Origin of the sequence: Chelativorans salis (assembly GCF_025336525.1) — a bacterium.
Taxonomy (GTDB): Bacteria; Pseudomonadota; Alphaproteobacteria; order Rhizobiales; family Rhizobiaceae; genus Chelativorans; species Chelativorans salis.
This window is the reverse complement of sequence record NZ_JAOCZP010000014.1, coordinates 52,431-76,322: the sequence shown is the minus strand read 5'-3', so window position 1 is coordinate 76,322 and position 23,892 is coordinate 52,431. Positions and strand designations below refer to the sequence as shown.

Sequence of the window (23,892 nt, the reverse complement as noted above, 5' to 3'; positions counted from 1 at the left end):
TCCCGCCGCGATACACTCACCGACTATAGCTCCATTTTTGTCCCGTACCGCAAGTCCGGGCGAGAAAGGACCGGCGGCGTGGCCGCCGGTCCCCCTTCGTCCGTCGCCCTCAGGCGGTGATCACATGCCGAGCGAGGCTTTGTACAGCTCGATCTGCCGCTCGCGGCCGATCTGGTCGGTGATCCCCTCCCAGGCCTCAGCGATGGCGTCGGCGCCCTCCTGCACGGAGCCGTACTGGCCGGAGAATATCTTGGCCAGTTCGTCCTCGGCGATCGAATAGTACTGGAAGATGCCGGGAATGCGCGGCTCGATGGCTGCATTCGGGTGATTATAGCTGTCGCGGTTGGAGCTCAGATAGTCCTCGATGAAGTCGCGGTCGTAGCCGGCCGCCTCCCACTCGTCGTAATTGAAGTGCGACTTGCGGTAGGGCTGGAAGCCGGACGGATAGGCCGAGGTCCACAAGGACAGGTCCTTGCCGCCCAGATGTGCCGCCGCCGACCATGCCGCCTTGCGCTTCTTTTCATCATCCGAGACACGGTTGGTCACATAGATGCCCCAGCCGATATAGGCGTTGTTGGGCGCCTCGTTGGCTGTCTGCTCCCATTCGCCGGACTGGGAATTGTAGACCGCATCCGCGCCGGGATTGGTGGAGAAGCCCACCACGTCGCCCACCACTGAGGTGTCGGAGGTGCGCGCGTTGGAACCGACGTCGCCCCACCAGGTCAGCATCCCGCCGGTGCCGGCCAGGAACTGCTGGAAGGCCGTGGTGTTGGGGTCGGCGTTGAGCTGGTCCTGCGGATAGGCGCCGGCCTCCACCAACTCCATCACCTCCTCTATGGCCCGCACGAAGGCCGGGTTGTTGACCCGCGGCTTCATCGTCTCGGGGTCGAACAACCAGGCCGGATCGTCCGGGTGCTTGGCATAGGGTGCCGCCCGGTCGGCCAGGAAGTAGAAGCCGAAGCCGCCCCAGGTGATCTTCAGCGGATCGAGGAAACCGTACGCGGGCAGGCCCGTCAGCGGATCGGTCTTGCCGGCCAGGAACCTGGAGTGCGCGTTGACCTGCGCCCAGGTGGTCGGCGACTCCCATGGGCTGCCGTCGCCCTCCTCTGCCCAAGCCTGGGCAAACTCTTCGTTTCCATAATAGTCCGTGCGGAAGGCTAGCGTGTGGCAGTCGCCGTCGATGGAGATCCGGTAGGTCTTGCCGTCCCAGGTGCCGACCGGCTCTTTCAGGTAGTCGACATAGTCGTCCATGTCGATGAGCGTCTTCACCCAGTCGGGCATCTCGTCGAGCAGACCGCGCCCGGCCGTGTCGCCCTCGAATGGCGCGCCCATTTCCAGCATGTCGAAATCCACCGTGCCGGTGGCGATCGACTGCTGGAGCCGCGGGTTGTAGTCCGCCTGCGCCAGGTCGATCCATTCGATGCGGGCGCCGGTATATTGCTCCCACGGCCTTAAGAAACCGCGGAACAGGAAGTTATGCAGGTTCTGGTTATTGAGACCCATGAAGGTGAGTTGCACGCCCTCGAACTCGCCTTCCTCGACCGTCTCCCTGGTGCCACCGAGACACATCTCGCCGACCCTCTGCCAGTCGGCGTCGGTGGGCGAGCCCATGCCCACGCCGGGGATCTTCAGGATTTCGGCGCGCAGGTTGTCTTGCGCGACGGCGTGTCGCGCCAGCGCTCCTAGTCCGCTCGTTGCGCCGAGTGTCAGGGCGCCGGCGCCCGCCGCGCCCTTCAGGATGCCGCGACGGCTGGCCTGTATGGCCATCAGTCGCTCGTAGATATGGACCTTCATGGATGGTTTCCTCCCTTAAGACTTCCATGATTGTGGCTGGGAGCCATCGGTAGCCGGTAAAACGATTTATCGAAGGCAGGCACTGAGGATGTCGTCTCGCCCTTCTCCCGCCTGTTTCCTCCCCGTATGCCTCCCGGTTCCGATGAGTATGAGGCAAGTTGGACCATTGTCAATAAATCGCCGGTGGGAGGCCGGATGGACAAAAATGGTAAAGAAAGCGGGTGGTTCTTTACGATTGACATCGCGCGCCGGCTCGTCTGTTCTTCTCGCCGGGTCGGGTCACGGGAGGAACCATGTCCAACGTTACGGTCCGCAGGGTCCGCAAATCCTTCGGCCCCGTGGAGGTGATCCACGGGGTGGATATCGACATTGCGGATGGGGAGTTCGTCGTCCTCGTCGGGCCATCGGGATGCGGCAAGTCGACCTTGCTGCGCATGATCGCCGGCCTCGAAAGCATCACCAAGGGGGCGATCCTGGTCGGCGACAAGATCGTCAACCACCTGCCGCCCTCCCAGCGCGACATTGCCATGGTGTTCCAGAACTACGCGCTCTACCCACACATGAAGGTGAAGGACAACATGGCCTTCGCGCTGCGCCTGCGCGGCATGGACGCCCGCGAGGTGAGCCAGCGCGTCGAGCGGGCGGCCGAGATTCTGGGGCTCACGCCCTTTCTCGACCGCTATCCGCGACAGCTGTCGGGCGGCCAGCGCCAGCGTGTCGCCATGGGACGCGCCATCGTGCGCGATCCGCAGGTCTTCCTGTTCGACGAGCCGCTGTCGAATCTCGACGCCAAGCTGCGTGTGCAGATGCGCACGGAGATCAAGGAGCTGCACCAGCGCCTGAAGACGACGACCGTCTACGTCACGCACGATCAGGTGGAGGCGATGACAATGGCCGACAGGATCGTGGTCATGCAGGACGGGCGGGTCGAGCAGATCGGCGAGCCTCTGGAGGTTTTCGACCGCCCGGCCAACCTGTTCGTCGCCGGCTTCATCGGCTCGCCCTCCATGAACATGCTGAAGGCCAAGGTGAACGGGGAGAAGAGCACGGTGGAGATCGACGGTGCGCATGTCGCCGTCTCCGGCGAGCACAGGGTCGAGGACGGTCAGCCGATCGTGCTGGGTATCCGCCCGGAACATCTGGAACTCGCCGACGACGGCTTGCCGGCCGAGATTTCGGTGGTCGAGCCGACGGGCTCGGAGACGCTGGTCTTTCTGCATTTCGGCGGCAACGATCTGGTGGCTCTTTTCCGGCAGCGCCACAATTTCCGGCCTGGCGATACCATCCGCCTGCGTCCCCGTCCGGACCAGGTGCACCTATTCCACGCCGACACCGGGCAGAGGCTGTAAGGCCGCAATCGAAACATTGGCCGCGACCGGCCGCTCTTGGAGGGAAGACATGCTCAAGGGAATCAACCCGCTATTGAACGCCGACGTGCTCTTTGCGTTGAGGGCCATGGGCCACGGCGACGACCTCATCATCGCCGACACGAATTTCCCCTCCGATTCCGTTGCCCGGCAGACGCGTCTCGGCAGGCTCCTGCGCATTGACGCCACGGCGGCCGAGGTGGCCGCGGCCATCCTGTCCGTCTATCCGCTCGACACCTTCGTAGACGACGCGGCGGCGCGCATGGAGATCGTCGGCCAACCGGACGAAATCCCGCCGGTGCAGGCGGAGGTGCAGAAGGTGGTCGACAAGGCGGAGGGCCGTTCCTGGCCGATGATCGGCGTCGAGCGTTATGCCTTCTACGAGCGCGCCAAACAGGCCTATTGCGTTATCCAGACCGGCGAACGCCGCTTCTACGGTTGCTTCGCCTTCCGCAAGGGCGTCATCCCGCCCGATCAGGACTGACCTCCATGGAGAAAGGCAAGCCGACTGTTATCCTCGGCGTCTTCGTCGCCGATACCGCGTACCGCGCCAGCCGTCAGCCGCGGATGGGAGAGACGCTGCTGGGCAGCGCCTTCAAACTCGGCCCTGGCGGCAAGGGCTCAAACCAAGCCGTGGCCGCTGCGCGACTGGGCGCCGACGTCAGCTTCATCACGCGTCTCGGCCGCGACCCCTTCGCCGATATGGCGCTCACGACATGGCGGGAAGCGGGGGTCAAACCGGCGGTCATCGAGACGCCGGAGAGCTACACGGGGGCAGCCTATATCTTCGTGGAGGAGGAGAGCGGCAACAATGCCATCATCGTCTGCCCGGGTGCGGCGACGCTTATCTCGCCTGCCGACATCGAAGCCAGTGCCGATCTCATCCGCTCCGCCGGCGTCTTCGTCACGCAGCTCGAGCAGCCAATCGAGGCGGCCATCCGTGCCTTGGAAATCGCCCGGGAAGCGGGCGTGACGACGATCCTCAACCCGGCGCCTGCCGCCAAGCTGCCGCCGGAGATCTTCGCCCTTTGCGATTACGCCACTCCCAACGAGACGGAGGCGGAGGAGTTGACGGGCATTGCCGTGACCTCCCCCGCTGACGCGCGCCGTGCCGGCGAGGCGCTTCTGGAAAAAGGTGTGGGAGCGGCGGTGGTGACGCTCGGCGAGAAAGGTGCACTCCTTGTCGACCGCGATAGCGCCGAGCACGTCCCCGCATTCGCCGCCGGTCCCGTTGTGGAGACCACCGGCGCGGGCGATGCCTTCAACGGCGGGTTCGCCGTGGGCCTCGCACGTGGTCTGACACCGGCCGAGGCGGTGCGCTTCGGATGCGCTGTGGCGGGCATCTCCGTCACCCGCCCAGGCACCGCGCCCTCGATGCCGGAGCTAGCCGAAGTCGAAGCGCTTCTGAGCGCCTGAAGCCTCCAGCCCGGCAGCATCGTGCCACGCCTGCCGCAAATGCTATGCCAGGCGTCAAAAAACCGCCATATAGGGGCTCAAAACACTTGAACCCGCAGTCCCGTTGCGCCCTAATTGCGCGGCGAGTGTTCCTGACGGCGAGTCGTTTTGCCTTGCCGCCGCCCTTTGGGCGAAGAAATTCAGTCTGGAAAGCACCTTGAGCAGCGATGCCATTGGCAGCGCGACGAAGGCACGAAATTCGTTCGCGCATGTGGAGGCGGCCGGTTGGGGCCAGGGCCTCAGCACGCTGTTGCGGATCACGCGCATGAATCTGCGCCATCCCTGGCAGGTCGCCTTCGCCATCGGCTCGACGATCATCGCCGCCACTTTGCAGCTCACCATTCCCCAGCTTCTCGGCCGTGCCGTGGACCAGACGCAGACGGCGATCGGTGGTGGGGCGGCCGGGGCGGCCGCCGAAAGCGCGCTTCTGGTCTCGGCGCTGCTGCTTTTGACCGTCAGCGTGCTGCGCGGCCTTTTCACCATGACGCAGAACTACTACGCCGAAGCCGTCGGCCACCACATCGGCTATGAGCTCAGGCTTGCCTGCTACGAGAAGATCCAGCGCCTCTCCTTCTCGTTCCACGACCAGATGCATTCGGGCGACCTGATCACCATCGGCATGCTCGATCTTGAAGGCGTGCGGATGTATTTTTCGACGGCGCTGGTACGCGCGGTCCTGCTCACCATGCTGATCGGCATCGGTGCTTATTTCCTGATCTCCACCGATCCCGTGCTCGGCCTTCTGGCGCTGAGCTTTGTTCCCTTCGTCGGCTGGCGCTCCTCCGTCACCCGGTTGAAGCTGCGCGCCACCTGGCTTGAACTACAGGAGCGCCTGTCGGTGCTCACCCGCGTCATGGAGGAGAACCTCGGCGGTATCCGCGTCGTACGCGCCTTCGCCGCCCAGGCCCACGAGATGACGAAGTTCGACCGTGCGTCGAAGAGCGCGCTCGAACTCGCTCACGAGCGTGTCGGCATCCGCGTGCGTAACACCTCGGCCATGACCTTCTCCTTCTTCCTGGCCATGGGGCTGGTGCTTCTGGTTGGCGGCAACAAGGTCGTCGCCGGCGAGATCAGCGTCGGCACCCTGGCAACGTTCCTCACTTTCATGACCATCCTGCAGATGCCGGTGCGCCAACTCGGCATGATGGTCAACGCCTTTGCCCGCGCCTCCACCTGTGGCTCACGCCTGTTCGGCCTGCTCGACCTTGACATCGCCATCAAGGATGCGTCGGACGCCAGGCCGCTCGAGATAACCGATGGCACGTTGCGCTTCGACAACGTCTCCTTCGCCTATCCGAGTGCTGCGGACCGCCAGGTCCTGAAGAATGTCAGCTTCGAGGCCCGCAAGGGAGAGACGGTCGGCATCGTCGGCCCGCCCGGCTCCGGCAAATCGACCATCGCCCATCTGATCCCGCGGTTCTACGATGTCACCGGCGGCGCCATCACGCTCGACGGGCAGGACATCCGCAAGGCCACGCTGGCCTCGCTGCGCCAGTCGGTTGCCGTCGTCCAGCAGGATGCCTTTCTCTTCACCACGACTATCGAGAACAACATCGCCTATGGCGACCCGTGGGCGAATGAGCGGCGCATCGGGCGGGCGAGCGAGTTCGCGCAGCTGCACAACTATGTGCTTGGCCTTCCCGCCGGCTACGGCACGGTGGTGGGCGAGCGAGGCGTATCGCTTTCGGGCGGCCAGCGCCAGCGGCTCACCATCGCCCGCACGATGATGCTTAGGCCCTCGGTCATCGTCTTCGACGATTCCACCGCCGCCATCGATGCCGCCACCGAGCAGCGCATCCGCACGGCCATGCGGCGTTTCGCCAAGGACCGGGTGACCATCGTCATCGCCCACCGGCTGAGCTCGCTGATGCACGCCGACCAGATCCTTTTTGTCGAAGGCGGCGAAATCGTCGAGCGTGGCACCCATGAGGAGCTTCTCGCCAAGGGCGGGCGCTACCGGGCGCTTTACGACCTCCAGGTCCGTCCAGGCGATGAAATGCTGGAAGAGATGGGAGGCGGAAGCTGATGGCGCCTACCGGCACAGGTGAACTTGAGGTCGAACGCAACGAGGTGCGCGATGACGGGCGGCGGCCGCCGCGCGCCGTCGTCGGCTCGCACCGCATCGAAGAAGAGATGTTCGGCCGGGCGTTCGACAAGAACATTGTCAAGCGCATCTGGGCCTTCGTCCGCCCCTACCGCGCCAAGGTGATCATCTCGGTGGCCGCGGTCCTGATCTTCACCGGCACACAGCTCGTCATCCCGCTCATCATCCGCTACGCCATCGACAACGGCATGGCGCTCGGCGAGATCGACCACCCTGCCCTCCTCTATTCCGTCGCCGCATTTGGGCTGGCCATTCTCGTCAACTACGCTGCCAGCTATACGCAGGAGACGGTGGTCGGACAGATGGCCGAGGATGTGCTGTTCGACATCCGCCGCGCCATGTTCGAGCACCTGCAGAAGGTCTCGCTCTCCTTCATGGACAAGACCGAGGTCGGGCGCCTGATGTCGCGGCTTCAGGGCGACGTCAACTCGATGCAGGAGTTCCTCGAAACCTCGGTGCTGTCGATCGGCGACATCGTGCTTTTGTTCGGCATCGTCTTCGTCATGCTGTGGCTCGACTTCCGCCTTGGCCTTCTAACGCTGTCGGTGATGCCGGTCCTCTTCATCGTCCGCATCTTCTGGCTGCCGCGCGCGCGTGAGGCGTTCATGGCCGCCCACGAAACCAATTCGGTCGCCAACGGTGCGCTGGCCGAGGCCATCCACGGCGTACGCGCGGTGCAGTCCATGGACCGCCAGCAGGTCAATTTCACCCTCTACGACGACAAGGCCCGCGCCAATCTCGATACTCACCTGACCGCCGCGAAATACGCTCAGATCATGGTGCCGATCGTCGACAGCCTCACTGGGCTCGCCATGGCTTTCGTCATCGTCGTCGGCGGCTCCATGGTCCTGAACGGCGGTCTCGACGTCGGCATCATGGTCGCCTTCCTGTTCTATATCCAGCGCTTCTTCGACCCGATCCGTTCGCTGACCTTGCAGTACTCGGTCATGCAGCGCGCCATGGCCTCGGGCAAGCGCCTCACCGACGTGCTCGACGTCAGGGTCGACGTCAAGGACAAGCCGGACGCCAAGGTGTTGTCGCCGGAAATGGATGGTTCGGTCGAGTTCAGGGAAGTCACCTTCGGCTACAACCCGAAGCAGCCGGTGCTGAAAGACGTCTCCTTCCGCGTCAACCCCGGCGAGACGGTCGCCCTTGTCGGCCCCACGGGTTCGGGCAAGTCGTCCGCCATGGCGCTGGTCCACCGCTTCTACGATGTGCAGAAGGGCAAGGTCCTGGTCGGCGGGCATGATGTTCGCGATCTCACGCAGGAATCGCTCGGCCGCCAGGTTGCTATGGTGCTGCAGGAGCCGTTCCTGTTCACCGGCACGGTCTTCGAAAACATCCGCTACCACAAGACCGACGCCACCCGCGATCAGGTCATCGAAGCGGCCAGGGCCGTTGGCGCGCACGATTTCATCATGAGCCTCGACGGCGGCTATGACGCCATACTCGGCGAGCGCGGCGGCAATCTCTCGCTCGGCCAGCGCCAGCTCATCAGCTTTGCCCGCGCGCTGGTGGCCGATGCCAAGATCCTCGTCCTCGACGAGGCCACCGCCAACATCGACAGCTATACGGAGATGTTGATCCAGAAGGCGCTGGTCAGGCTCCTTCAAGGCCGTACCGGCCTCGTCATCGCCCACCGCCTCGCCACCATCCGTGGCGCCGATCGCATCATCGTCCTGCAGAACGGCCAGGTGATCGAGACCGGTAACCACGACCAGCTTATGGCCAAGGGCGGCCTTTATTCCAAACTCTACAACCTCAACTACGCCTCCTTCGACGACATCCCCGAGGAGGAGTTGGAGGCTTCGGCGCGGAGCGGGTCGGAGACGTAAGGAAGCATCAACTGGCATTCGAACGCCTCGGCGACGCTGCCGACACTCTCCACCATTTGACGACGACATGCGAACCAGCCTGGACGAGGCCGGGGCGAAGTCTGATGGCGCGCGTGCGCGGGTTTCAAGGTTGAAGCCGATGAGAAAGGACTCGTCATCGGCCTGTCATTTCTTCTTCATGTGCATATGATGCAGGAAGGAGGTCATTGCCGGCTGCGGCTGGTGGTGCTCGGCAAGCCTGCGGCGACATTGCGAGGGAACCATCCACGAATGCAAGGCGGAGAGCGATTGGCGGCCACTTTTCGCCAGGGCCTCATGGGGCTCATCGGCTTTACTTTCATCGTGAATCTGCTGCTGCTCGTTCAGCCGATATACATGCTCCAGATCTATGACCGGGTGCTGCTATCTGCCTCCTCCGAGACATTGATCTACATTTCCGTTATTGCCGCCGGCACACTTCTCCTCCTCGGCATCATCGACAGCGTACGAGCGATCATGGCTGGACGTCTTGCCAGTCGTCTCGAAGTGGTGGCCGGTGCGGACGCGCTTTTGGCCAGCATGGCCGGTCCTCGTGCAAGCTTAGGTGACGTCCAGCCGCTCCGCGATCTCCATACCGTCCGCGGCTTCATCTCCGGGCGCGGGCTCTTCAATTTCCTCGACCTGCCCTTCGCCCCTATTTTCATAGGTCTTCTTTACCTGATCCATCCGAATCTCTTCTGGCTGACGATCATGGGAGCGATTGTTCTTGTCGCGGTCGCGATAGCCAATCAGTGGGCGAGCACCAAATCGATGGGCGATGCTGTCACCGGCCAAATGAATGCGACGCTTGCCGCCCAAGCCTTTGTGCGGAACGCCGAAAGCCTGAGGGCGATGGGTATGAGCCGCAACATCGTCCGTCGCTGGGGTGCCGATGAAGCTCTGTCTCTCGCGGCGCAGGATCGGACGAACCGGGTCAACGCACTCTTTGCCGGCTTCTCGCGCGTCCTGCGCCTCGGCCTCCAGATCGCCACCCTCGGCTACGGCGGCTATCTCGTGCTGGCCGGTGAAATGACAGCGGGAATGATCTTCGCCGCCTCGCTCATCTCCGGGCGTGGCCTTCAGCCGATCGATCAGGTGATCGGCAACTGGAGAGGATTCGTCGAGGCGCGCAAGGCGTGGAAGCGCTTGACCGAGGCACTTACCGCCGCGAGGACGGTCGAGCCACGCACACACCTTCCCCCTCCGCAGGGTGAAGTGAGTTTTGAAGCCGTCATCGTCTTCCCGCCGGCTGGCGAGGCAGCGGGTCGCGACGGCACGCACGCCGGCGAGCCGTTGCTGAAACGCGTCAGCGCCACGATTCCGGCGAGCACATGCGTGGCGGTGCTTGGGCCTTCTGGGGCAGGCAAAACGACCCTCATGCGCACGCTGATTGGAGCAGTCGAGCCACGATCAGGCGCGGTGCGAATCGACGGCGCGGATATTCGTAATTGGGACCCCGAGCAACTCGGACAGTACATCGGCTATCTCGCACAAGAGGTCGAGCTTATGCCGGGAACCGTCGCGCAGAACATCGCCCGCTTTGATCCGGAGGCCTCTGGCGAGACCATTATCCGCGCCGCCCAGATGGCCCAAGTGGACGATCTCGTTCTAAAGTTTCCGAAAGCCTACGATACGACGATCGGCCCCGGGGGCCTCCAGCTTTCGGGCGGGCAGCGGCAGCGTGTCGGCCTCGCCCGGGCCTTCTTCGGCAAGCCGAGAATTCTGGTCCTCGATGAGCCAAACGCCAATCTCGATATCAATGGCGAGAAGGCTCTGGAGCGCGCTCTCGCCGTTGCGAAGTCGGAAGGAATTACTGTCTTGATCGCGACGCAAAGACGTTCGGTCGTTGAGAAGGCGGACCGGATTATGGTCCTGTACGATGGGATTCTGGAAGACTACGGGCTTCGCGAGGAGGTATTTCAGCGTCAGGCCGAGAAAATGCAGGCTGCGCGAGAGGAGCAGCAACATAGTGCCAGCAAAGCGCCGCGGCGGGTTGTTCCCGGGCAGTTTGCAAGCGTAGCCGATGTCGGTCGTTGAGCCGGCTTTCGGGGAACGATGGATATGAACGACAACGCAGATTGGGCCAGGAGCGTTAAGACCAGTACACGGTTGGTCTCGGCTGTCGGGCTTGCCGCCACACTTTTTTACGTCTTCGGTTTCGGTGCTTGGGCCTCGCTCGCTCCACTTGCGGGGGCCGCTGTCGCGCCGGGAGTCGTTGCCGCGGGCGGACAGAACCAGCGTGTTCAGCACCTTGAAGGCGGTATAGTCGACAAGATCCTTGTCGAGGAAGGCGACCACGTCAAAGCAGGTCAGCCGCTTTTCGAGCTCGATGGAACCAATGTCCGCACCCAGTACAATCGCCTTCGCAAGCATCTCATCGCTCTTTCGGCGCGCGCCGCGCGGCTCGCTGCCGAGCGGGATGGTGCCGACAAGCTCCTTTTCCCCGAAGACCTTGAGAAAACGGCCAAGTCTGAAGGTGAACACAGCGTTCTGACCGAGCAGGCGACGGAATTCAACACGCGTCTTGCGCGTCATCGCCAGGATCTCGCTATCATGCGGCAGCGCATCAATGCGCTGAATGAGCAGATCGAGGGCATGGCAGCCCAGCAGGCTGCGGTCGAACGGCAACTTGAGGTCGTCCAGGACGAAGCAGAACGGAAGAGGAGGCTGTTGGACCAAGGGCTCACTGATCGGTCGGAATACACGGCCTTGTTGCGAAGCGAAGCTGATCTGCTGGGCCAGCTTGGCCAAACCAGGGCCTCCATTCTGACTTCGCGCACGCAAATCGCCGAGGCCAAGGAACAAATTGCACGGCTGAAGACACAGCGCATCGAGACGGCTGTTTCCGAACTCAATGACGTTCGCGCCGAAGTGGCCGACGCCGAGGAGCAGCGGAGCGCCGCAAAGGCCGTCCTTGATCGGATCGTGATCCGGTCACCGAGCGACGGGGTCATTGTGAAGATGGCCTATAATAGCCGCGGGAGCGTGGTCCGGCCCGGCGACACCCTGCTCGAACTCCTGCCGACCGCAACCAATCTTGTGATCGAAGCGCGTGTCCTGCCGCAGGATGTGGATATTGTCAAAGTGGGGCAGGAAGCGCGATTGCGCTTCAACGCGCTCAATGCCCGCACGACGCCGACAGTCGATGCGACCGTGATTTATCTGTCGGCCGACCGGCTGGTCGACCGTAGCAATGAGCAGGCCTACTACACGGCACGGCTGCGCCTGACCGATGCACTGCCCCCGGAAATCACAGCGGAACAAATCTATCCCGGCATGCCCGTCGAGACCTACATCAAGGTCAGCGAGCGAACATTCTTTGAATATTTAGCTAAGCCGGTCGTCGACAGCTTCAGTCGGGCGTTTCGGGAGGAATAGGTCCTTGAGAAAAGGGCCGCCAGTTTGCGTTTCACTTTGCCTGCATTTCAATGGATGGGGCGCAAGTCGTAGTGGGCATGCATTCCTCTCAAGCTGATAGCGCCAGGTAGCGGGCCACCGCGGCTCAAAGCCAGAGGTACAGCATATAGCAGCCGGTGGAGCTCATCTGGAAGGAACGTCCGACTCCGGCTCGTTCATGACGTGCTGTAGCACAACGTTAGTGCCGGCCCCGTCGTCTGGCATAACGCAGGATGTTAGCCTCGCCGCAGGGCAGCGAATATCAGGCAAGGGATTTTGATGATGACCACCGTTGTAAACGCCCGAGGCGTACCCCTCCCCTACAGTGGAACCTCAGCCAATCACATTTCGGCGACAGGATCTGGCCCGCAGCTCTATGGCACCTCAGCCAATGACTCGTTATGGGGCGACGGCAGCGTCGATGTCACCATGTACGGCGGCAACGGCGACGACATCTACTACCTCTACTCCCCGAAGAACCGGGCAGTCGAAGCTCCGGGCAAAGGCGTCGATACGATCGTCACCTGGATGAGCTATACGTTGCCGGACAATTTTGAGAACCTGAAGATTACCGGCGATGGGCGCAAGGCCACCGGCAACGATGCCGACAACATCATCATGGGAAAGAACGGGACCCAGACCCTCGACGGCGGCAGGGGTGACGATGTGCTGAAGGGCGGTGCGGGGGCCGACAATTTTATCATCAAAGCGGGAAATGGCAGCGACCTGATCCTTGATTTCACGACCGAGGACAGCGTGCGCATCGAAGGATACAGGATCACCACATTTGCGGACCTGCAGTCGAGGATGTTCCAATCGGACGTCGGCGTTCAGATCGACCTTGACGGGGGCGAGATCCTTGTTTTCGCGGACACCACCATTGATCAGCTCGATGAGAGCCAATTCACGATTGACGAAGCACCGGAAAACAGTGTGCTCAATGCCAAGGGCGTTCCGCTTTTCTATAGCGGAGCCTCAGTCAACCACTATTCGGCGACGGATGCCGGCCCCGAACTTTACGGCAGCACCAATAATGACGCGATGTGGGGCGATGGGAGCGTCGATGTAACCATGTATGGCGGCGGCGGCGATGATATCTATCATCTCTACTCGGCTACCAACCGCGCCAGCGAAAGTCCTGGCAAGGGCGTCGACACAATTGTCACTTGGATGAGCTACACCTTGCCTGACAATTTCGAGAACCTGAAAGTCACCGGTGACGGGCGCTATGCCTTCGGCAACGATGCCGACAACATCATCATGGGAAAGAACGGCGCGCAAACGCTGGATGGTGGCTTGGGTGACGACGTTCTCGAAGGCGGTGCAGGTGCTGATACATTCAGTATCAAAGCAGGTAACGGCAGCGACTTGATCGTTGATATTGCGGCTGAGGACACGGTGCGCCTGAATGGCTATGGGATAACTTCGTTCGAAGAGGTTCAGGCGAGAATGACCCAAGCGGACAATGACGTTCTGCTTGACCTTGGCGCCGAGGCGCTGGTTTTCGCTGACACCACCATCGAGCAATTCGATGAAAGCCAGTTTCAGCTTCAGCTCGACAGGTCGAGTTTCCAGGCGACTTTCTCGGAAGAATTCGGCACGCTTGATCTGTGGAACGGAGAGTCCGGCACCTGGGACACGAACTTCTGGTGGGGTCAGGAGAACGGAAGCACGCTCTACAAGAATGATGAGCTGCAATGGTACGTTCAGCCCGACTATGAGCCCACCAATCCGGTCACTCCGTTCAGTGTGGACAACGGCGTTGTCACGATCACGGCCGCGCGCGCGCCAGAGGATATTCGCCCCTATATCGAGAACTATGAGTATACCTCGGGCTTGCTGACGAGCTACGAATCCTTTGCCCAGAAATATGGCTACTTCGAAATGCGAGCCGACATGCCTGAGAATGACGGCGCCTGGCCGGCCTTCTGGCTCTTGCCAAAAGATCACTCGTGGCCGCCTGAACTCGACGTGGTCGAGATGCGCGGACAGGAGCCGAATAGGCTCGACCTGACCGCCCACACAAAGGAAACGGGCAGCCACATCAAAACCTTGTCGTCGGCCAATGTCTCCGACACAGCAGGGTTTCATACCTATGGCGTGCTGTGGACTGAAGATGAGCTCGTCTGGTATTTCGACGATACGGAGGTGGCGCGTACGTCCACGCCGGCCGACATGCACCGGGAAATGTACCTGCTGGCCAACCTTGCGGTGGGCGGTATCGCCGGCGAGCCCGATGACGGCTTAGCTGCGCCTGCGCAGATGCAGATCGACTATATCCACGCATATACGCTGGACGACCTTCAGGCTGGCGCTTCTACAGTCAGTGCAGACAGCGAATGGACGCTCTGAACATGCCCCGGGATAGGAGCGAATAAGCTAGGCGGCGATTTCGGCCGCCTTGAACGCTCCGTGGAATCCACCCAGTGAATCCCATTCGACGCTATTCCTTCACGGCCCCCGTCATCGAGGAGACGTAATAGTCCACGAAGAAGGAATAGAGGATCACTACCGGCAGCGAGCCGAAAAGGGCTCCAGCCATCAGCGCGCCCCATTCGAAGATGTCGCCACGCACAAGCTCCGTGAGCACGCCGACGGGTACCGTCTTGTTCTCCGACGATTGAATGAAGGTGAGTGCATAGATAAACTCGTTCCACGACAGCGTGAAAGCGAAGATACCGGCGGAGATCAGGCCCGGCACGGCGAGCGGCAGGATGATCTTGGTCAGGATTTGCCAGCGTGAGGCACCGTCCACTAGCGCGCTTTCCTCTAACTCGAAGGGGATGGAGCGGAAATAGCCCATCAGGAGCCAGGTGCAGAAGGGAATGAGGAAGGTCGGATAGGTGAAGATGAGCGCCAGCTTGGAATCGTAGATGCCGAACTTGAAGACGATATAGGCGAGCGGGATGAACAGGATCGAGGGCGGGACCAGATAGGCGAGGAAGATCAGAAGACCGACCGGCCGCGCCCCGGTGAAGCGGATGCGCTCGATCGCGTAGGCGGCGAAGACTGACGCCGCGATGGACAGCACGGTCGAGGCGACCGCCACATACATCGTGTTGACCAGCCAGCCGGGATAGGAGGTCTCGAAGAACAGGTACCGGATATGCGCCAGCGTCGGCCCGACGACCCAGAACGGGCTGTAGTTATTGTAGTCCGTCAACTGCGCGTTCGGTTTGATCGCAGTGATGGTCATCCAGTAGAACGGAAATAGAAGAACGAACACGAAGATCGCCAGTGGCAGGTAGAGCACCACCAGCCGGCGCGGCAGCCGGTTGAGGTAGCTCATGCCCTCGCTGGTGTCGGTCAGGGCCTGGCTTTCGGATTGCGCTTGCGTGTTCATCTTGGCCTCCTTGATCCCTGCCATCAATCCTGGCCGCCCTGCTGCCACTTGCGGCGCTGCAGGCCGAAGAAGCTGAACATGATGGCGGCAAGCAGGAAGGGGATCATGGCCACTGCGATGGCCGCACCCTCGCCGAGCTGGCCGCCGGGAATCGCGCGCTGGAAGGACAAGGTCGCCATCAGATGGGTGGCGTTGACCGGTCCGCCCTTGGTCAGCACGTAGATGAGCTGGAAGTCTGTGAAGGTGAAGAGCACCGAGAAGGTCATCACCACGGCAATAATTGGCGTCAGCATCGGCAGGGTGACATAGCGGAAGCGCTGCCAGCTTGTGGCGCCGTCGAGCGAGGCGGCTTCGTGCAGCGATTGCGGAATGGTTTGCAGGCCGGCAAGCAGCGAGATGGCGACGAACGGAATGCCGCGCCAGATATTGGCGGTGATGACGGAAGCGCGCGCATTGTTCGGCGTACCCAGGAAGTTGATCGGGCTGTCGATAATGCCGAGCTGTATCAGTGACCAGGAAACAATCGAGAACTGGGCATCGTAGATCCACCAGAAGGCGAGCGCGGAAAGCACCGTCGGCACGACCCATGGCAACAGGATGATGGCGCGGAAAAAGGACTTGAACGGCAGCTTCTCGTTCAGGATGAGCGCCAGCCACAGGCCGAGCGCGAATTTCACCGCTGAGGCGACGGTCGTATAGAGCAGCGTGTTGAACACCGACAACCAGAAGACGCCGTCGCTCGCCAGATATTGGTAGTTGTCCAGCCCGATGAAGATGCCCTCGCGGCCGATGCGCGTATCCGTGAAGCCCAGCCACACGCCGAGCCCGAGCGGATAGGTCAGGAAGCAGATGAGGAAGACCGCCGCCGGCAGCATGAACAAAAGGGCAAGCATATTGCCGTTCTGCATGAGAGTGGACAGGGAAAAGCGGGGCTTTTCAATCGACATGGTGGACATCGCACTTCTCCGGCCGGAGTGGGTTTAGCGCGCACCGGCGCTCACTGGAACGCCGGTGCGCAAGCCGATCGGGACGAGCCGCGCAAGGCGCAGTTCTAGATGCGGTAGTAGCGGTTGGCCCGCCGCTCCGCCTCGGTCGCCGCTTCTTCCGGCGTCGACTGTCCCGTGACGGCAGAGGCGAACATGTCAACCAGCACATAGTCCGCCATGACCCCCGCCGAGGCGTAGCCGAGCGGGCCGGCGTAGCCGTTTGGGCGCAAGGTCTCCGACGCGCGTGCATAGGGCGCGTGGACCGGGTCGGCAGTCCAGATGGGATTGTCGGCGAAGGCCTTGAGCGGTTGGCAGCAATAGGCGCTGGAGCCCTCGATCCACGCGTTCATCTGGTCGGCTTCCATCATAAATTTGATGTAGGCCTTGGCGGCTTCCGGATATTGGCAGTGGTTGAACAGCACAATCGAGCTCGTTTGGTGCAGCTCTGCGCTCTCGCCCACGGGGCCGATGGGGAAGTTGGTGGTGCGGAGGTCCTCGGCAATCTCCTTCAGCGCCTCGTCGTTCTTGGCCGCATAGTAGAGCGAGACGCCATTGGCCGTCAGCGAAATCTGGCCAGCAAGGAAGGCACGGTTGTTGTTGATGTCGAGCCAGCTTTCGGTGCCGGGGATAAAGGTCTCGTAGAGCGCTCTGGCATAGTTGATCGCCTCGATTGTCTCAGGGCTGTTGATGGCGACCTTGCCATCCTCGTCCACCATCTTGCCGCCATGGCTCCACAACAGCCAATGAGCGTAGTTGTTGCCGTCACCGACCGCCTTTCCGTGCGGGAAGCCGGCCGGCGTTCCGTTGGCCTTCAGCGCCTTGCACAGCTCCAGGAACCCTTCGGTATCTTCGGGGAATTCGCTGAAGCCGGCTGCCTGCATATGGCTGTCGCGGTAGCATACGGCGTTGCCGATCGCCGTCAGCGGCATGGCGATGAACTGGTCGCCGCGCGTGGCATAGCCGCGCACGCCGTCATACCAGCCGCCATATTTCTCGCCCAGGTAATTGGCGAGCTCGGTCACGTCCACCAGCTTGTCGGGATATTGGTGGGCGTCGTCGAACCAGCACATCACCATGTCCGGCCCGCTGCCGACATTCGCGGCCACGGCCGCCTTTGGGCGAATGTCCTCCCAGCTCTCCTGGTCGATGCGCACCTGGATGCCGGTCTGGTCGATGAACTTCTGCGTGTTGGCGTTCCATGCTTCCTCGTCGCCCTTGACGAAGGGCACCCAGCGCAGAAGTCGCAGGCTCGCCCCCTCCTCCGGCGTATAGGTCGGCTCGGTCTGGGCAAAGGACGGGCGTATGCCCATCGCGCCGAGTCCGGCCATGCCGGCCAGCCCTGCCGAAGCGGTCAGAAAGTCGCGTCGCTTAATAATCATCGTCTCCTCCTCATGGTCACGGGACATTGTTCCGTCGCCATCCGCTGTCCCGCTGATGCGGATGCCGAGGCACCGATCAGCTGTTCGGAAAGGCCCTCTTCCGCCCGTCCCGAAAAGCCGGTCGATGCCGTATCACCTGGAAAGCCTCTTTCCCGTGTCTTTATCAAACAGGTGCACATGGTCGGCATCGATGGAAATGTTGATCGTCTCGCCTGGTCCCACCCGAACGCGCTCGCGAAACACACAGTTTGCCTCGCCGCCGCCGAGCTTCACGATCATATGCGTCTCGTAGCCGGTCGGCTCGATGACGATGACCTCGGCCGGCAGGCCCGCCGCATCCAGGCGGATGAATTCAGGCCTGAGGCCGTAGACGAGGTCGCGACCGACCGCGGCCTGCCCTGGATCGGCGACCGGAAGCCGCGTGCCATCCACGGCCACGAAGGCTGTGCGGTCCTCCGGGTCCAGCCGGCCGTTGATCATGTTCATGGCCGGTGAGCCTATGAAGCCTGCCACGAAGAGATTGGCCGGCTTGTCATAAAGATCGAGCGGAGCACCGATCTGCTCGACGACGCCGTCATGCATGACGACGATCTTGTCCGCCATGGTCATGGCTTCAATCTGGTCGTGCGTCACATAGACCGTCGTCGTTGCCAGGCGCTGGTGCAGTTCCTTGATCTCTGCCCGCATTGCCACGCGCAGCTTGGCGTCGAGATTGGACAGCGGTTCGTCGAACAGGAACACCTGCGGGTCGCGCACGATGGCCCGCCCCATGGCGACGCGCTGGCGCTGGCCACCCGAAAGCTGCCGCGGATAGCGGTCGAGCAAACTGGAAAGCCCGAGGATCTCCGCCGCCGCACTTACGCGCCGTTCCATTTCCGTCTTCGCCGTGCCATTCAGCTTGAGCGAGAAGGCCATGTTGTCGGCCACCGTCATATGCGGGTAGAGCGCGTAGTTCTGGAACACCATCGCGATGTCCCGTTCCTTCGGCGGCAGGGTGTTGACGACGCGGCCGCCGATGCGGATCGATCCGGCGGAGATGTTCTCCAGCCCCGCCAGCATGCGCAGCAACGTCGATTTTCCGCAGCCCGAGGGCCCGACCAGGATGACGAACTCGCCGTCCTCTATCCCGATATTCACGCCCTTGATGATGGGAACCGCCCCGAAGGACTTCCGCACATCGACAAATTCAACGCCTGCCATTTCCGCTCCTCCAGAAGATTCGGTACGGCTATCCCCGGCCAACCAGCGGCATTTTGGTGGCCATGACCGTCAGGTTCAGCACATTGGCTTCGAGCGGTAGGCCGGCCATATAGACCACCGCCTCCGCCACGTGGCTGACCGGAATGGTCGGCTCGCTGGCGATCTCGCCATTGGCCTGCAGCACGCCGGCGCTCATCCTCGACGTCATGTCGGTCGCCGCGTTACCGATGTCGATCTGCCCGCAGGCGATGTCGAAGGGCCGGCCGTCGAGCGCCGTCGACTTGGTGAGGCCCGTGATGGCGTGCTTGGTGGCCGTATAGGGCGCGGAATGGGGCCGCGGAGTCGTCGCCGAGATGGAGCCGTTGTTGATGATGCGCCCGCCGCGCGGCGTCTGCTTCTTCATCAGCCGCATGGCCTGCTGCGTGCACAGGAAGGCGCCGGTGAGGTTTGCCGCGACGATGGTGCTCCACTGGTCGAAGGTGATCTCCTCCATGGGCACGGCCGGCACGTTGGTGCCGGCGTTGTTCACCAGGAGATCGAGGTGGCCGAAGGTCTGCTCGATCTCGGCGAACAGGGCCGCCACCGACTGCGGATCGCCGACATCGGCGGAAATTGCCCGGAAGGTGCCGCCCTTTGCCGCCGCCATCTCGCTCGCTGCCGCCTCCAGCACATCGGCGCGCCGGCCCGAGACGACCACCGTGTAGCCCTCCGCGCCGAGCGCCTCGGCGATGCCGCGCCCGACGCCGGTACCGCCGCCCGTCACCAGGGCGATCCTGCCCGTTGCCGATTTTGCTTCTGCCATGTCAGATCGCTCCGCCAAGTTCGTCCTCAATATGGATCCGTATGATGTCGTCGAAACTGTTCTCCGCCGCAAAACCCAGCCCCTCGGCGCGCCTCGCGTCGAAATTCGTCGGCCAGCCCGCAACGATCGCACGGATCGTCGGGTCGGGCTCGTGGCGGATCAGCTTCACCGCCTTCTCGCCGGCCACACGCTTCAGCGCCGCGATCTGCTCGCCCACCAGCGCCGAAAGTCCCGGCATGGTAAGGTTGCGCCGCGGCCCAACCCGCGACAGATCGAGCGTGGCCGCATGTATGAAGAACCCGACCGCCGCGCGCGGACTGGCGAACCAGTGGCGCACGTCCTCCTCCACCGGCAGGACCGCCTCCTGGCCGGCAAGCGGCTCGCGCAAGATGTTGGAGAAGAAGCCGGATGCCGCCTTGTTCGGCTTGCCGGGGCGAATGCAGATGGTGGGGAGCCTGAGCCCGACGCCATCGAAAAAGCCGCGCCGGGAATAGTCGGACAGAAGAAGCTCTGCAATCGCCTTCTGGGTGCCATAGCTCGTCAGCGGTGTCGCAAAAAACTCATCGCCGATCCTGTCCGGAAACGGCGCGCCGAAGACGGCAATGGAGGAGGCGAAGACGACACGCGGCCGATAAGGCTCCGTCTGGCCTTCCAGGCGAATCGCCTCGAACAGCGCCCGCGTGCCGTCGAGATTAACCCGGTATCCCTTCTCGAAATCCGCCTCCGCCTCACCGGAGACGATCGCCGCGAGATGGAAGACGATGTCGGGACGCGCGGCGGCGAGTTTTTCAGCACTGCCTGGCGCGGAAAGGTCCATCGCCATCGGTGTGGCGATCTCGGTAAACGCCGCCGGCACCGGCGGCTCCACGATGTCGACGAGCGACAGGCGGCTTACCCCGACGCCGAGCAGCCCCTCCTCCGCCGCCAGCCGCTCGACCAGTTTGCGGCCGACCATCCCGGCAGCACCGATCACAAGCACATGCATCTAACGTGTTCCTCCCATGGCATCCGCCTCCAACCAGCGATCCTCAGCCTGTCACCTGCGTCCTCTTCTTCCCGCTCTTCCCGCGCGCCCGTGCCGGGGGCCTGCGCAGCATCTCCTTGGTCGTTTCGTAGATGCGGTCCAAATGTCTTGCGAAGGCAGCGGTCACCGCCTCCCGATCGCGTCCCTTGAGGGCTTCTACGATCGCCAAATGATCAGCGTAGCTGGCGGCGATGGCGCCCGGCCTGGTCATCGCCTTGCGGCGATACTCCATCATGTAGGTGTAGAGATCAGTAACGAAGTCAGCCAGAAGCGGATTGCCGCACGCGCGGTAGATCGTGACATGGAACTCGCGGTCACAAATGAGGAAGCGCATTGCGTCGCCGCCGGCGAGACGCTGCGCATCGAGGAGATTGTCCAGCTTGCGCAAGGCTTCACTGTCCATGCACTCGGCCGCGTCGCCAACCACCTTCAGCTCGATGTGGCGACGCGCTGCATGGACCGATTCCAGATCATAACTGTCGATGGCGTTCGGCGATGCGATGGTCACCGGCAGGTGCCCGAGATCGACATTGGCGACTCGGCTGCGGCTGCCCTGAGAAACCTCGATGATGCCGCGCACTGCCAGCGACTGGACCGCTCCACGCACGGTCTCGCGGCTGACGTGCAGCACGTTAGCAAGCTCCCGCTCACCCGGCAATTCGTCGCCCGGCCTCAGCATGTTCGTCGCGATGAGCGCCATCAGCTTATCGGCGATCACCTCGCGCGCAGTTCGGCGGGCAAGGCTTTGCCCGATCTGCGGAACCTGCATCAGAATGCTGCTGCCCTTGGTGGCCACGGATATCCCGACTGATATGCTGGATGGACCAGTAGATAAGCTCGGAGTAGCGCATCGTTCGACCACAGAGTCAACGCCCTTTCGCCGTCGCAGCAGCAAAGATAAGGCCGCAGACCCGCCTGGATGCCCTGGGCTTAACTGGCGGGCCTTCCGCCTGTACGACCTTATTGTGCTTGTGAGGTGGTGCTGGCTGGTAGCGGTTTCGCCAACGCAACGCGCCGCCTTTGAATATGTTGCAGCAACGCGCTGCGCGAGACGGGAGAAGGCAGGCTACATTCCTTCCACGGCACCTCGCATTCATCCCGCAAAGGGCCAGATGTGTAACCTATGTGTCTACGCCTCCGAGAACTTCGACTTCTTCATGGAATTCTCCCTCTCCCAATTCGGGGATCATAATTGGAAAATCCCAGCTCAGAACGGTCCGAAAATCGGGAAGCATGTCAGCCGTCGACCGCACCGCAAAGCGGTCACTGCCCGCGGGAATTGCCATGGCGTGCCATATGCCCGGAGCCGATGATGTTAGGCCGGAATGACCGCAGAACCTCCTGGCACTGACGCGGCCGGAGATGTTTAAGTCATATGGCCTTTATGCTTTCAGCAGACGACTTTCCAGTGCGGCGATCCTGGACGACCTCATAGCTGACCTTCTGTCCGTCGGCGAGACTGCTCAGGCCCGAACGTTCGACGGCTGAGATGTGCACGAACACATCCGGTCCACCCTGGTCGGGTTCAATGAAGCCGAAGCCCTTGGTGGCATTGAACCATTTCACGGTACCAGTAGCCATATTCATCCTCTCTATCACGTGATTTCGCCTGCTGACGGGGACGCATGCTCAACGCAACGGTCTTGCCGAAGATGCAGCTCTGACAAATCGAGCAAATTGAATACCCCGCATTGCCCTTAGGTTTTGGCAGACATGCAGCGGGGGAATCGTTGGCCCGCCCGGGTGTGCGTTGGGCTCTTCATCGGGCGGTCGATCCGAGTTTGGCTCCTTGACGGGATCGGGATCTGTGTCGTCGTTCATGGCGTTCCTCGCTTGGAATAGCCAACGAGCGCAAGGTAGTCTGGTTCCACCCAAAGGCCCTAGGGCAGAAGAAGAAGCCGGGATGGCTCGCCGAACAAGTCGGCGTTGATACGCCAGACATCTGCAGTCCCGAATGCGCAAGAGAACTCCTCCTCGGACCGATGCCGCTTGCCTGACTATTGCATCGGACGGGAATCGCTGCACGCCGTCTTGGCAGTGGCTCCTGTCGCGTTGTGAAGTGTGCCGCGGAACCCACAGATATCCAGCGGAGTTAACTCAAGGGTTGATATGCCCGCGCTTCTGCTCGAGGCGGAATGCGAGCATGCCCCGCACAGCAAAAGGAGAGTCGATCATGGCCAGCAAACTCTTGATAAGCACGGCGGTCGCCACGCTGCTAGCCAGCGGTGCGATGGCACAGACGACCACTCCTACGGCCCCCACAGAACCCGTTCCGGCCCAGCCGGAAGTTGAAATGGTGGTGCGTGCCTCGGGACATCTGGCGTCCAATCTGATCGGTGAAACTGTCTATAGCGGGAGAGGCGACGACGCACAGAACATTGGGAAGGTGAACGATCTCGTGATCAGCGATGATGGTGAGGTGGAGGCCATTGTTGTCGGCGTTGGCGGCTTTCTCGGCATCGGCCAGAAGGAGGTCGCGCTCCAATATGACGTAGCGATGTGGGCGGAGCGCGAAGGCGACCGCTGGCTTGTGGTGGAAACCAGCGCCGATGCGCTGAAGGCGCTGGATGACTTCGACCGCTCGGCCTATCGGCCCATGCCGGCCGATGCGAACATAGCCGAGCCGAAGCCGGCGACTGCGGAGGAAATCAAGGCCGCTGAGGAAAAGGCCGCGGCCGAGGCGGCGCAGGCCGAAGCTGAAGCACAGCCAGCCGAACCTGCAGAGGAATAGCGCGTTCGTGCCACGGCTATCCTCCCAGCAGGATGCCCGCTTTCCGCGCGGCGGCTTCTGCGGCGACGGTCTGGATCAATTTCAACTTTCCGGTACCTCGCTCCGGCGGGAGGGCTGCCGTGTCAACGCCGCTTGAACTTTCATGGATCTCGGAGCGGAGACCATTGTCGTCGATAGCCGCCGTCAGGGCTGAAGATGAGACCCAACCGGAACGATTGACGCGCCACCTTCGGTACTAGTATCGCTTGCAAGCCACGAGCCCGATTGGCTGGAAAGGGCCGCCTTCTATGAGGAGTGCGCGCGCTGACTGAGCGTAAGATATCTTCAGGTGGTGTTGAGCGGGTGCCCCCTCAGCCGTGCACGTAGCTTCGATGTCGTAAGTCCCGGATGAACTATCGAGGTGGTCAAATTTGCAGCTGACATGCCCAGGCGTCGAAAGGCCCGCTTCAGTCAGTTGC

Annotated in this window: 18 protein-coding genes and 1 pseudogene; 10 read left to right on the top strand and 9 right to left on the bottom strand. The window is 62.2% G+C overall.

Annotated features, from left to right (window positions below):
* Positions 1-120 precede the first annotated feature (120 nt).
* Entirely contained in the window at positions 121-1,794 is a 1,674-nt protein-coding gene (locus N5A92_RS26090; protein ID WP_260907456.1) for a type 2 periplasmic-binding domain-containing protein, read from the bottom strand.
* Between the two features lie 293 nt (positions 1,795-2,087).
* Between N5A92_RS26090 and N5A92_RS26085 the strand changes: the two genes are divergently transcribed.
* From N5A92_RS26085 to eglC, 9 genes and pseudogenes are all read left to right on the top strand, one after another.
* On the top strand, positions 2,088-3,143 hold the full coding sequence (locus tag N5A92_RS26085; protein WP_260907454.1) for an ABC transporter ATP-binding protein: 1,056 nt from the start codon (positions 2,088-2,090) through the stop codon (positions 3,141-3,143).
* Positions 3,144-3,192: 49 nt separating this feature from the next.
* On the top strand, positions 3,193-3,645 hold the full coding sequence (locus tag N5A92_RS26080) for an RbsD/FucU family protein (RefSeq protein WP_260907453.1): 453 nt from the start codon (positions 3,193-3,195) through the stop codon (positions 3,643-3,645).
* A gap of 5 nt (positions 3,646-3,650) precedes the next feature.
* A complete protein-coding gene (gene rbsK / locus N5A92_RS26075; protein WP_260907451.1) occupies positions 3,651-4,577 on the top strand; it encodes a ribokinase in 927 nt (308 codons plus the stop codon).
* Between the two features lie 196 nt (positions 4,578-4,773).
* A complete protein-coding gene (locus tag N5A92_RS26070; RefSeq protein ID WP_260907450.1) occupies positions 4,774-6,642 on the top strand; it encodes an ABC transporter ATP-binding protein in 1,869 nt (622 codons plus the stop codon).
* Positions 6,642-8,555, top strand: a complete 1,914-nt coding sequence (locus N5A92_RS26065; RefSeq protein ID WP_260907448.1) for an ABC transporter ATP-binding protein — start codon at positions 6,642-6,644, stop codon at positions 8,553-8,555. Before N5A92_RS26070 ends, N5A92_RS26065 begins: the two co-directional genes overlap by 1 nt.
* Positions 8,556-8,741: 186 nt before the next feature.
* Positions 8,742-10,610, top strand: coding sequence for a type I secretion system permease/ATPase (locus N5A92_RS26060; RefSeq protein ID WP_313958466.1), 1,869 nt, complete (start codon positions 8,742-8,744; stop codon positions 10,608-10,610).
* A 24-nt stretch (positions 10,611-10,634) separates the two neighbouring features.
* Positions 10,635-11,951: an HlyD family type I secretion periplasmic adaptor subunit gene (locus N5A92_RS26055; protein WP_260907446.1), complete on the top strand. Its 1,317-nt coding sequence runs from the start codon at positions 10,635-10,637 to the stop codon at positions 11,949-11,951.
* A 297-nt stretch (positions 11,952-12,248) separates the two neighbouring features.
* Positions 12,249-12,641 (top strand): annotated as a pseudogene (locus N5A92_RS26050) (1,3-1,4-beta-glycanase); the annotation flags it as partial.
* A 237-nt stretch (positions 12,642-12,878) separates the two neighbouring features.
* On the top strand, positions 12,879-14,321 hold the full coding sequence (gene eglC / locus N5A92_RS26045; RefSeq protein ID WP_260907502.1) for an endo-1,3-1,4-beta-glycanase EglC: 1,443 nt from the start codon (positions 12,879-12,881) through the stop codon (positions 14,319-14,321).
* Positions 14,322-14,412: 91 nt separating this feature from the next.
* Here the strand turns inward: eglC and N5A92_RS26040 are convergent, their stop codons facing one another.
* From N5A92_RS26040 to N5A92_RS26005, 8 genes are all read right to left on the bottom strand, one after another.
* Positions 14,413-15,312, bottom strand: coding sequence for a carbohydrate ABC transporter permease (locus N5A92_RS26040; RefSeq protein ID WP_260907445.1), 900 nt, complete (start codon positions 15,310-15,312; stop codon positions 14,413-14,415).
* A gap of 23 nt (positions 15,313-15,335) precedes the next feature.
* Positions 15,336-16,268 carry a carbohydrate ABC transporter permease gene (locus tag N5A92_RS26035; RefSeq protein WP_260907443.1) on the bottom strand — a complete coding sequence of 311 codons (933 nt, stop codon included), beginning with the start codon at positions 16,266-16,268 and terminating at the stop codon, positions 15,336-15,338.
* Between the two features lie 95 nt (positions 16,269-16,363).
* Positions 16,364-17,677, bottom strand: a complete 1,314-nt coding sequence (locus N5A92_RS26030) for an ABC transporter substrate-binding protein (protein WP_260907441.1) — start codon at positions 17,675-17,677, stop codon at positions 16,364-16,366.
* A gap of 132 nt (positions 17,678-17,809) precedes the next feature.
* On the bottom strand, positions 17,810-18,877 hold the full coding sequence (locus tag N5A92_RS26025; RefSeq protein WP_260907439.1) for an ABC transporter ATP-binding protein: 1,068 nt from the start codon (positions 18,875-18,877) through the stop codon (positions 17,810-17,812).
* Between the two features lie 28 nt (positions 18,878-18,905).
* Complete coding sequence (locus N5A92_RS26020) at positions 18,906-19,679, bottom strand: SDR family oxidoreductase (RefSeq protein WP_260907438.1); 774 nt, start codon at positions 19,677-19,679, stop codon at positions 18,906-18,908.
* 1 nt (position 19,680) lies between these two features.
* Complete coding sequence (denD, locus tag N5A92_RS26015; protein ID WP_260907437.1) at positions 19,681-20,664, bottom strand: D-erythronate dehydrogenase; 984 nt, start codon at positions 20,662-20,664, stop codon at positions 19,681-19,683.
* 43 nt (positions 20,665-20,707) lie between these two features.
* Positions 20,708-21,472, bottom strand: a complete 765-nt coding sequence (locus N5A92_RS26010; protein WP_260907435.1) for a FadR/GntR family transcriptional regulator — start codon at positions 21,470-21,472, stop codon at positions 20,708-20,710.
* Between the two features lie 602 nt (positions 21,473-22,074).
* Complete coding sequence (locus N5A92_RS26005) at positions 22,075-22,284, bottom strand: cold-shock protein (RefSeq protein ID WP_260907432.1); 210 nt, start codon at positions 22,282-22,284, stop codon at positions 22,075-22,077.
* Positions 22,285-22,876: 592 nt separating this feature from the next.
* On the opposite strand from N5A92_RS26005, the gene N5A92_RS26000 reads away from it, so the two are divergent.
* A complete protein-coding gene (locus tag N5A92_RS26000; RefSeq protein ID WP_260907431.1) occupies positions 22,877-23,434 on the top strand; it encodes a PRC-barrel domain-containing protein in 558 nt (185 codons plus the stop codon).
* The last annotated feature ends 458 nt before the right edge of the window (positions 23,435-23,892 follow it).

Excerpts from the sequence above, each read along its gene's own strand:
- N5A92_RS26080 (WP_260907453.1), top strand. The coding sequence starts at position 3,193 with ATGCTCAAGGGAATCAACCCGCTATTGAACGCCGACGTGCTCTTTGCG.
- N5A92_RS26055 (WP_260907446.1), top strand. The coding sequence starts at position 10,635 with ATGAACGACAACGCAGATTGGGCCAGGAGCGTTAAGACCAGTACACGG.
- N5A92_RS26005 (WP_260907432.1), bottom strand. The coding sequence starts at position 22,284 with ATGGCTACTGGTACCGTGAAATGGTTCAATGCCACCAAGGGCTTCGGC.
- N5A92_RS26035 (WP_260907443.1), bottom strand. The coding sequence starts at position 16,268 with ATGTCCACCATGTCGATTGAAAAGCCCCGCTTTTCCCTGTCCACTCTC.
- denD (WP_260907437.1), bottom strand. The coding sequence starts at position 20,664 with ATGCATGTGCTTGTGATCGGTGCTGCCGGGATGGTCGGCCGCAAACTG.
- N5A92_RS26040 (WP_260907445.1), bottom strand. The coding sequence starts at position 15,312 with ATGAACACGCAAGCGCAATCCGAAAGCCAGGCCCTGACCGACACCAGC.
- N5A92_RS26085 (WP_260907454.1), top strand. The coding sequence starts at position 2,088 with ATGTCCAACGTTACGGTCCGCAGGGTCCGCAAATCCTTCGGCCCCGTG.
- N5A92_RS26010 (WP_260907435.1), bottom strand. The coding sequence starts at position 21,472 with ATGCAGGTTCCGCAGATCGGGCAAAGCCTTGCCCGCCGAACTGCGCGC.
- N5A92_RS26090 (WP_260907456.1), bottom strand. The coding sequence starts at position 1,794 with ATGAAGGTCCATATCTACGAGCGACTGATGGCCATACAGGCCAGCCGT.
- N5A92_RS26020 (WP_260907438.1), bottom strand. The coding sequence starts at position 19,679 with ATGGCAGAAGCAAAATCGGCAACGGGCAGGATCGCCCTGGTGACGGGC.
- N5A92_RS26030 (WP_260907441.1), bottom strand. The coding sequence starts at position 17,677 with ATGATTATTAAGCGACGCGACTTTCTGACCGCTTCGGCAGGGCTGGCC.
- N5A92_RS26025 (WP_260907439.1), bottom strand. The coding sequence starts at position 18,877 with ATGGCAGGCGTTGAATTTGTCGATGTGCGGAAGTCCTTCGGGGCGGTT.
- N5A92_RS26060 (WP_313958466.1), top strand. The coding sequence starts at position 8,742 with ATGATGCAGGAAGGAGGTCATTGCCGGCTGCGGCTGGTGGTGCTCGGC.
- N5A92_RS26000 (WP_260907431.1), top strand. The coding sequence starts at position 22,877 with ATGGCCAGCAAACTCTTGATAAGCACGGCGGTCGCCACGCTGCTAGCC.
- rbsK (WP_260907451.1), top strand. The coding sequence starts at position 3,651 with ATGGAGAAAGGCAAGCCGACTGTTATCCTCGGCGTCTTCGTCGCCGAT.
- N5A92_RS26065 (WP_260907448.1), top strand. The coding sequence starts at position 6,642 with ATGGCGCCTACCGGCACAGGTGAACTTGAGGTCGAACGCAACGAGGTG.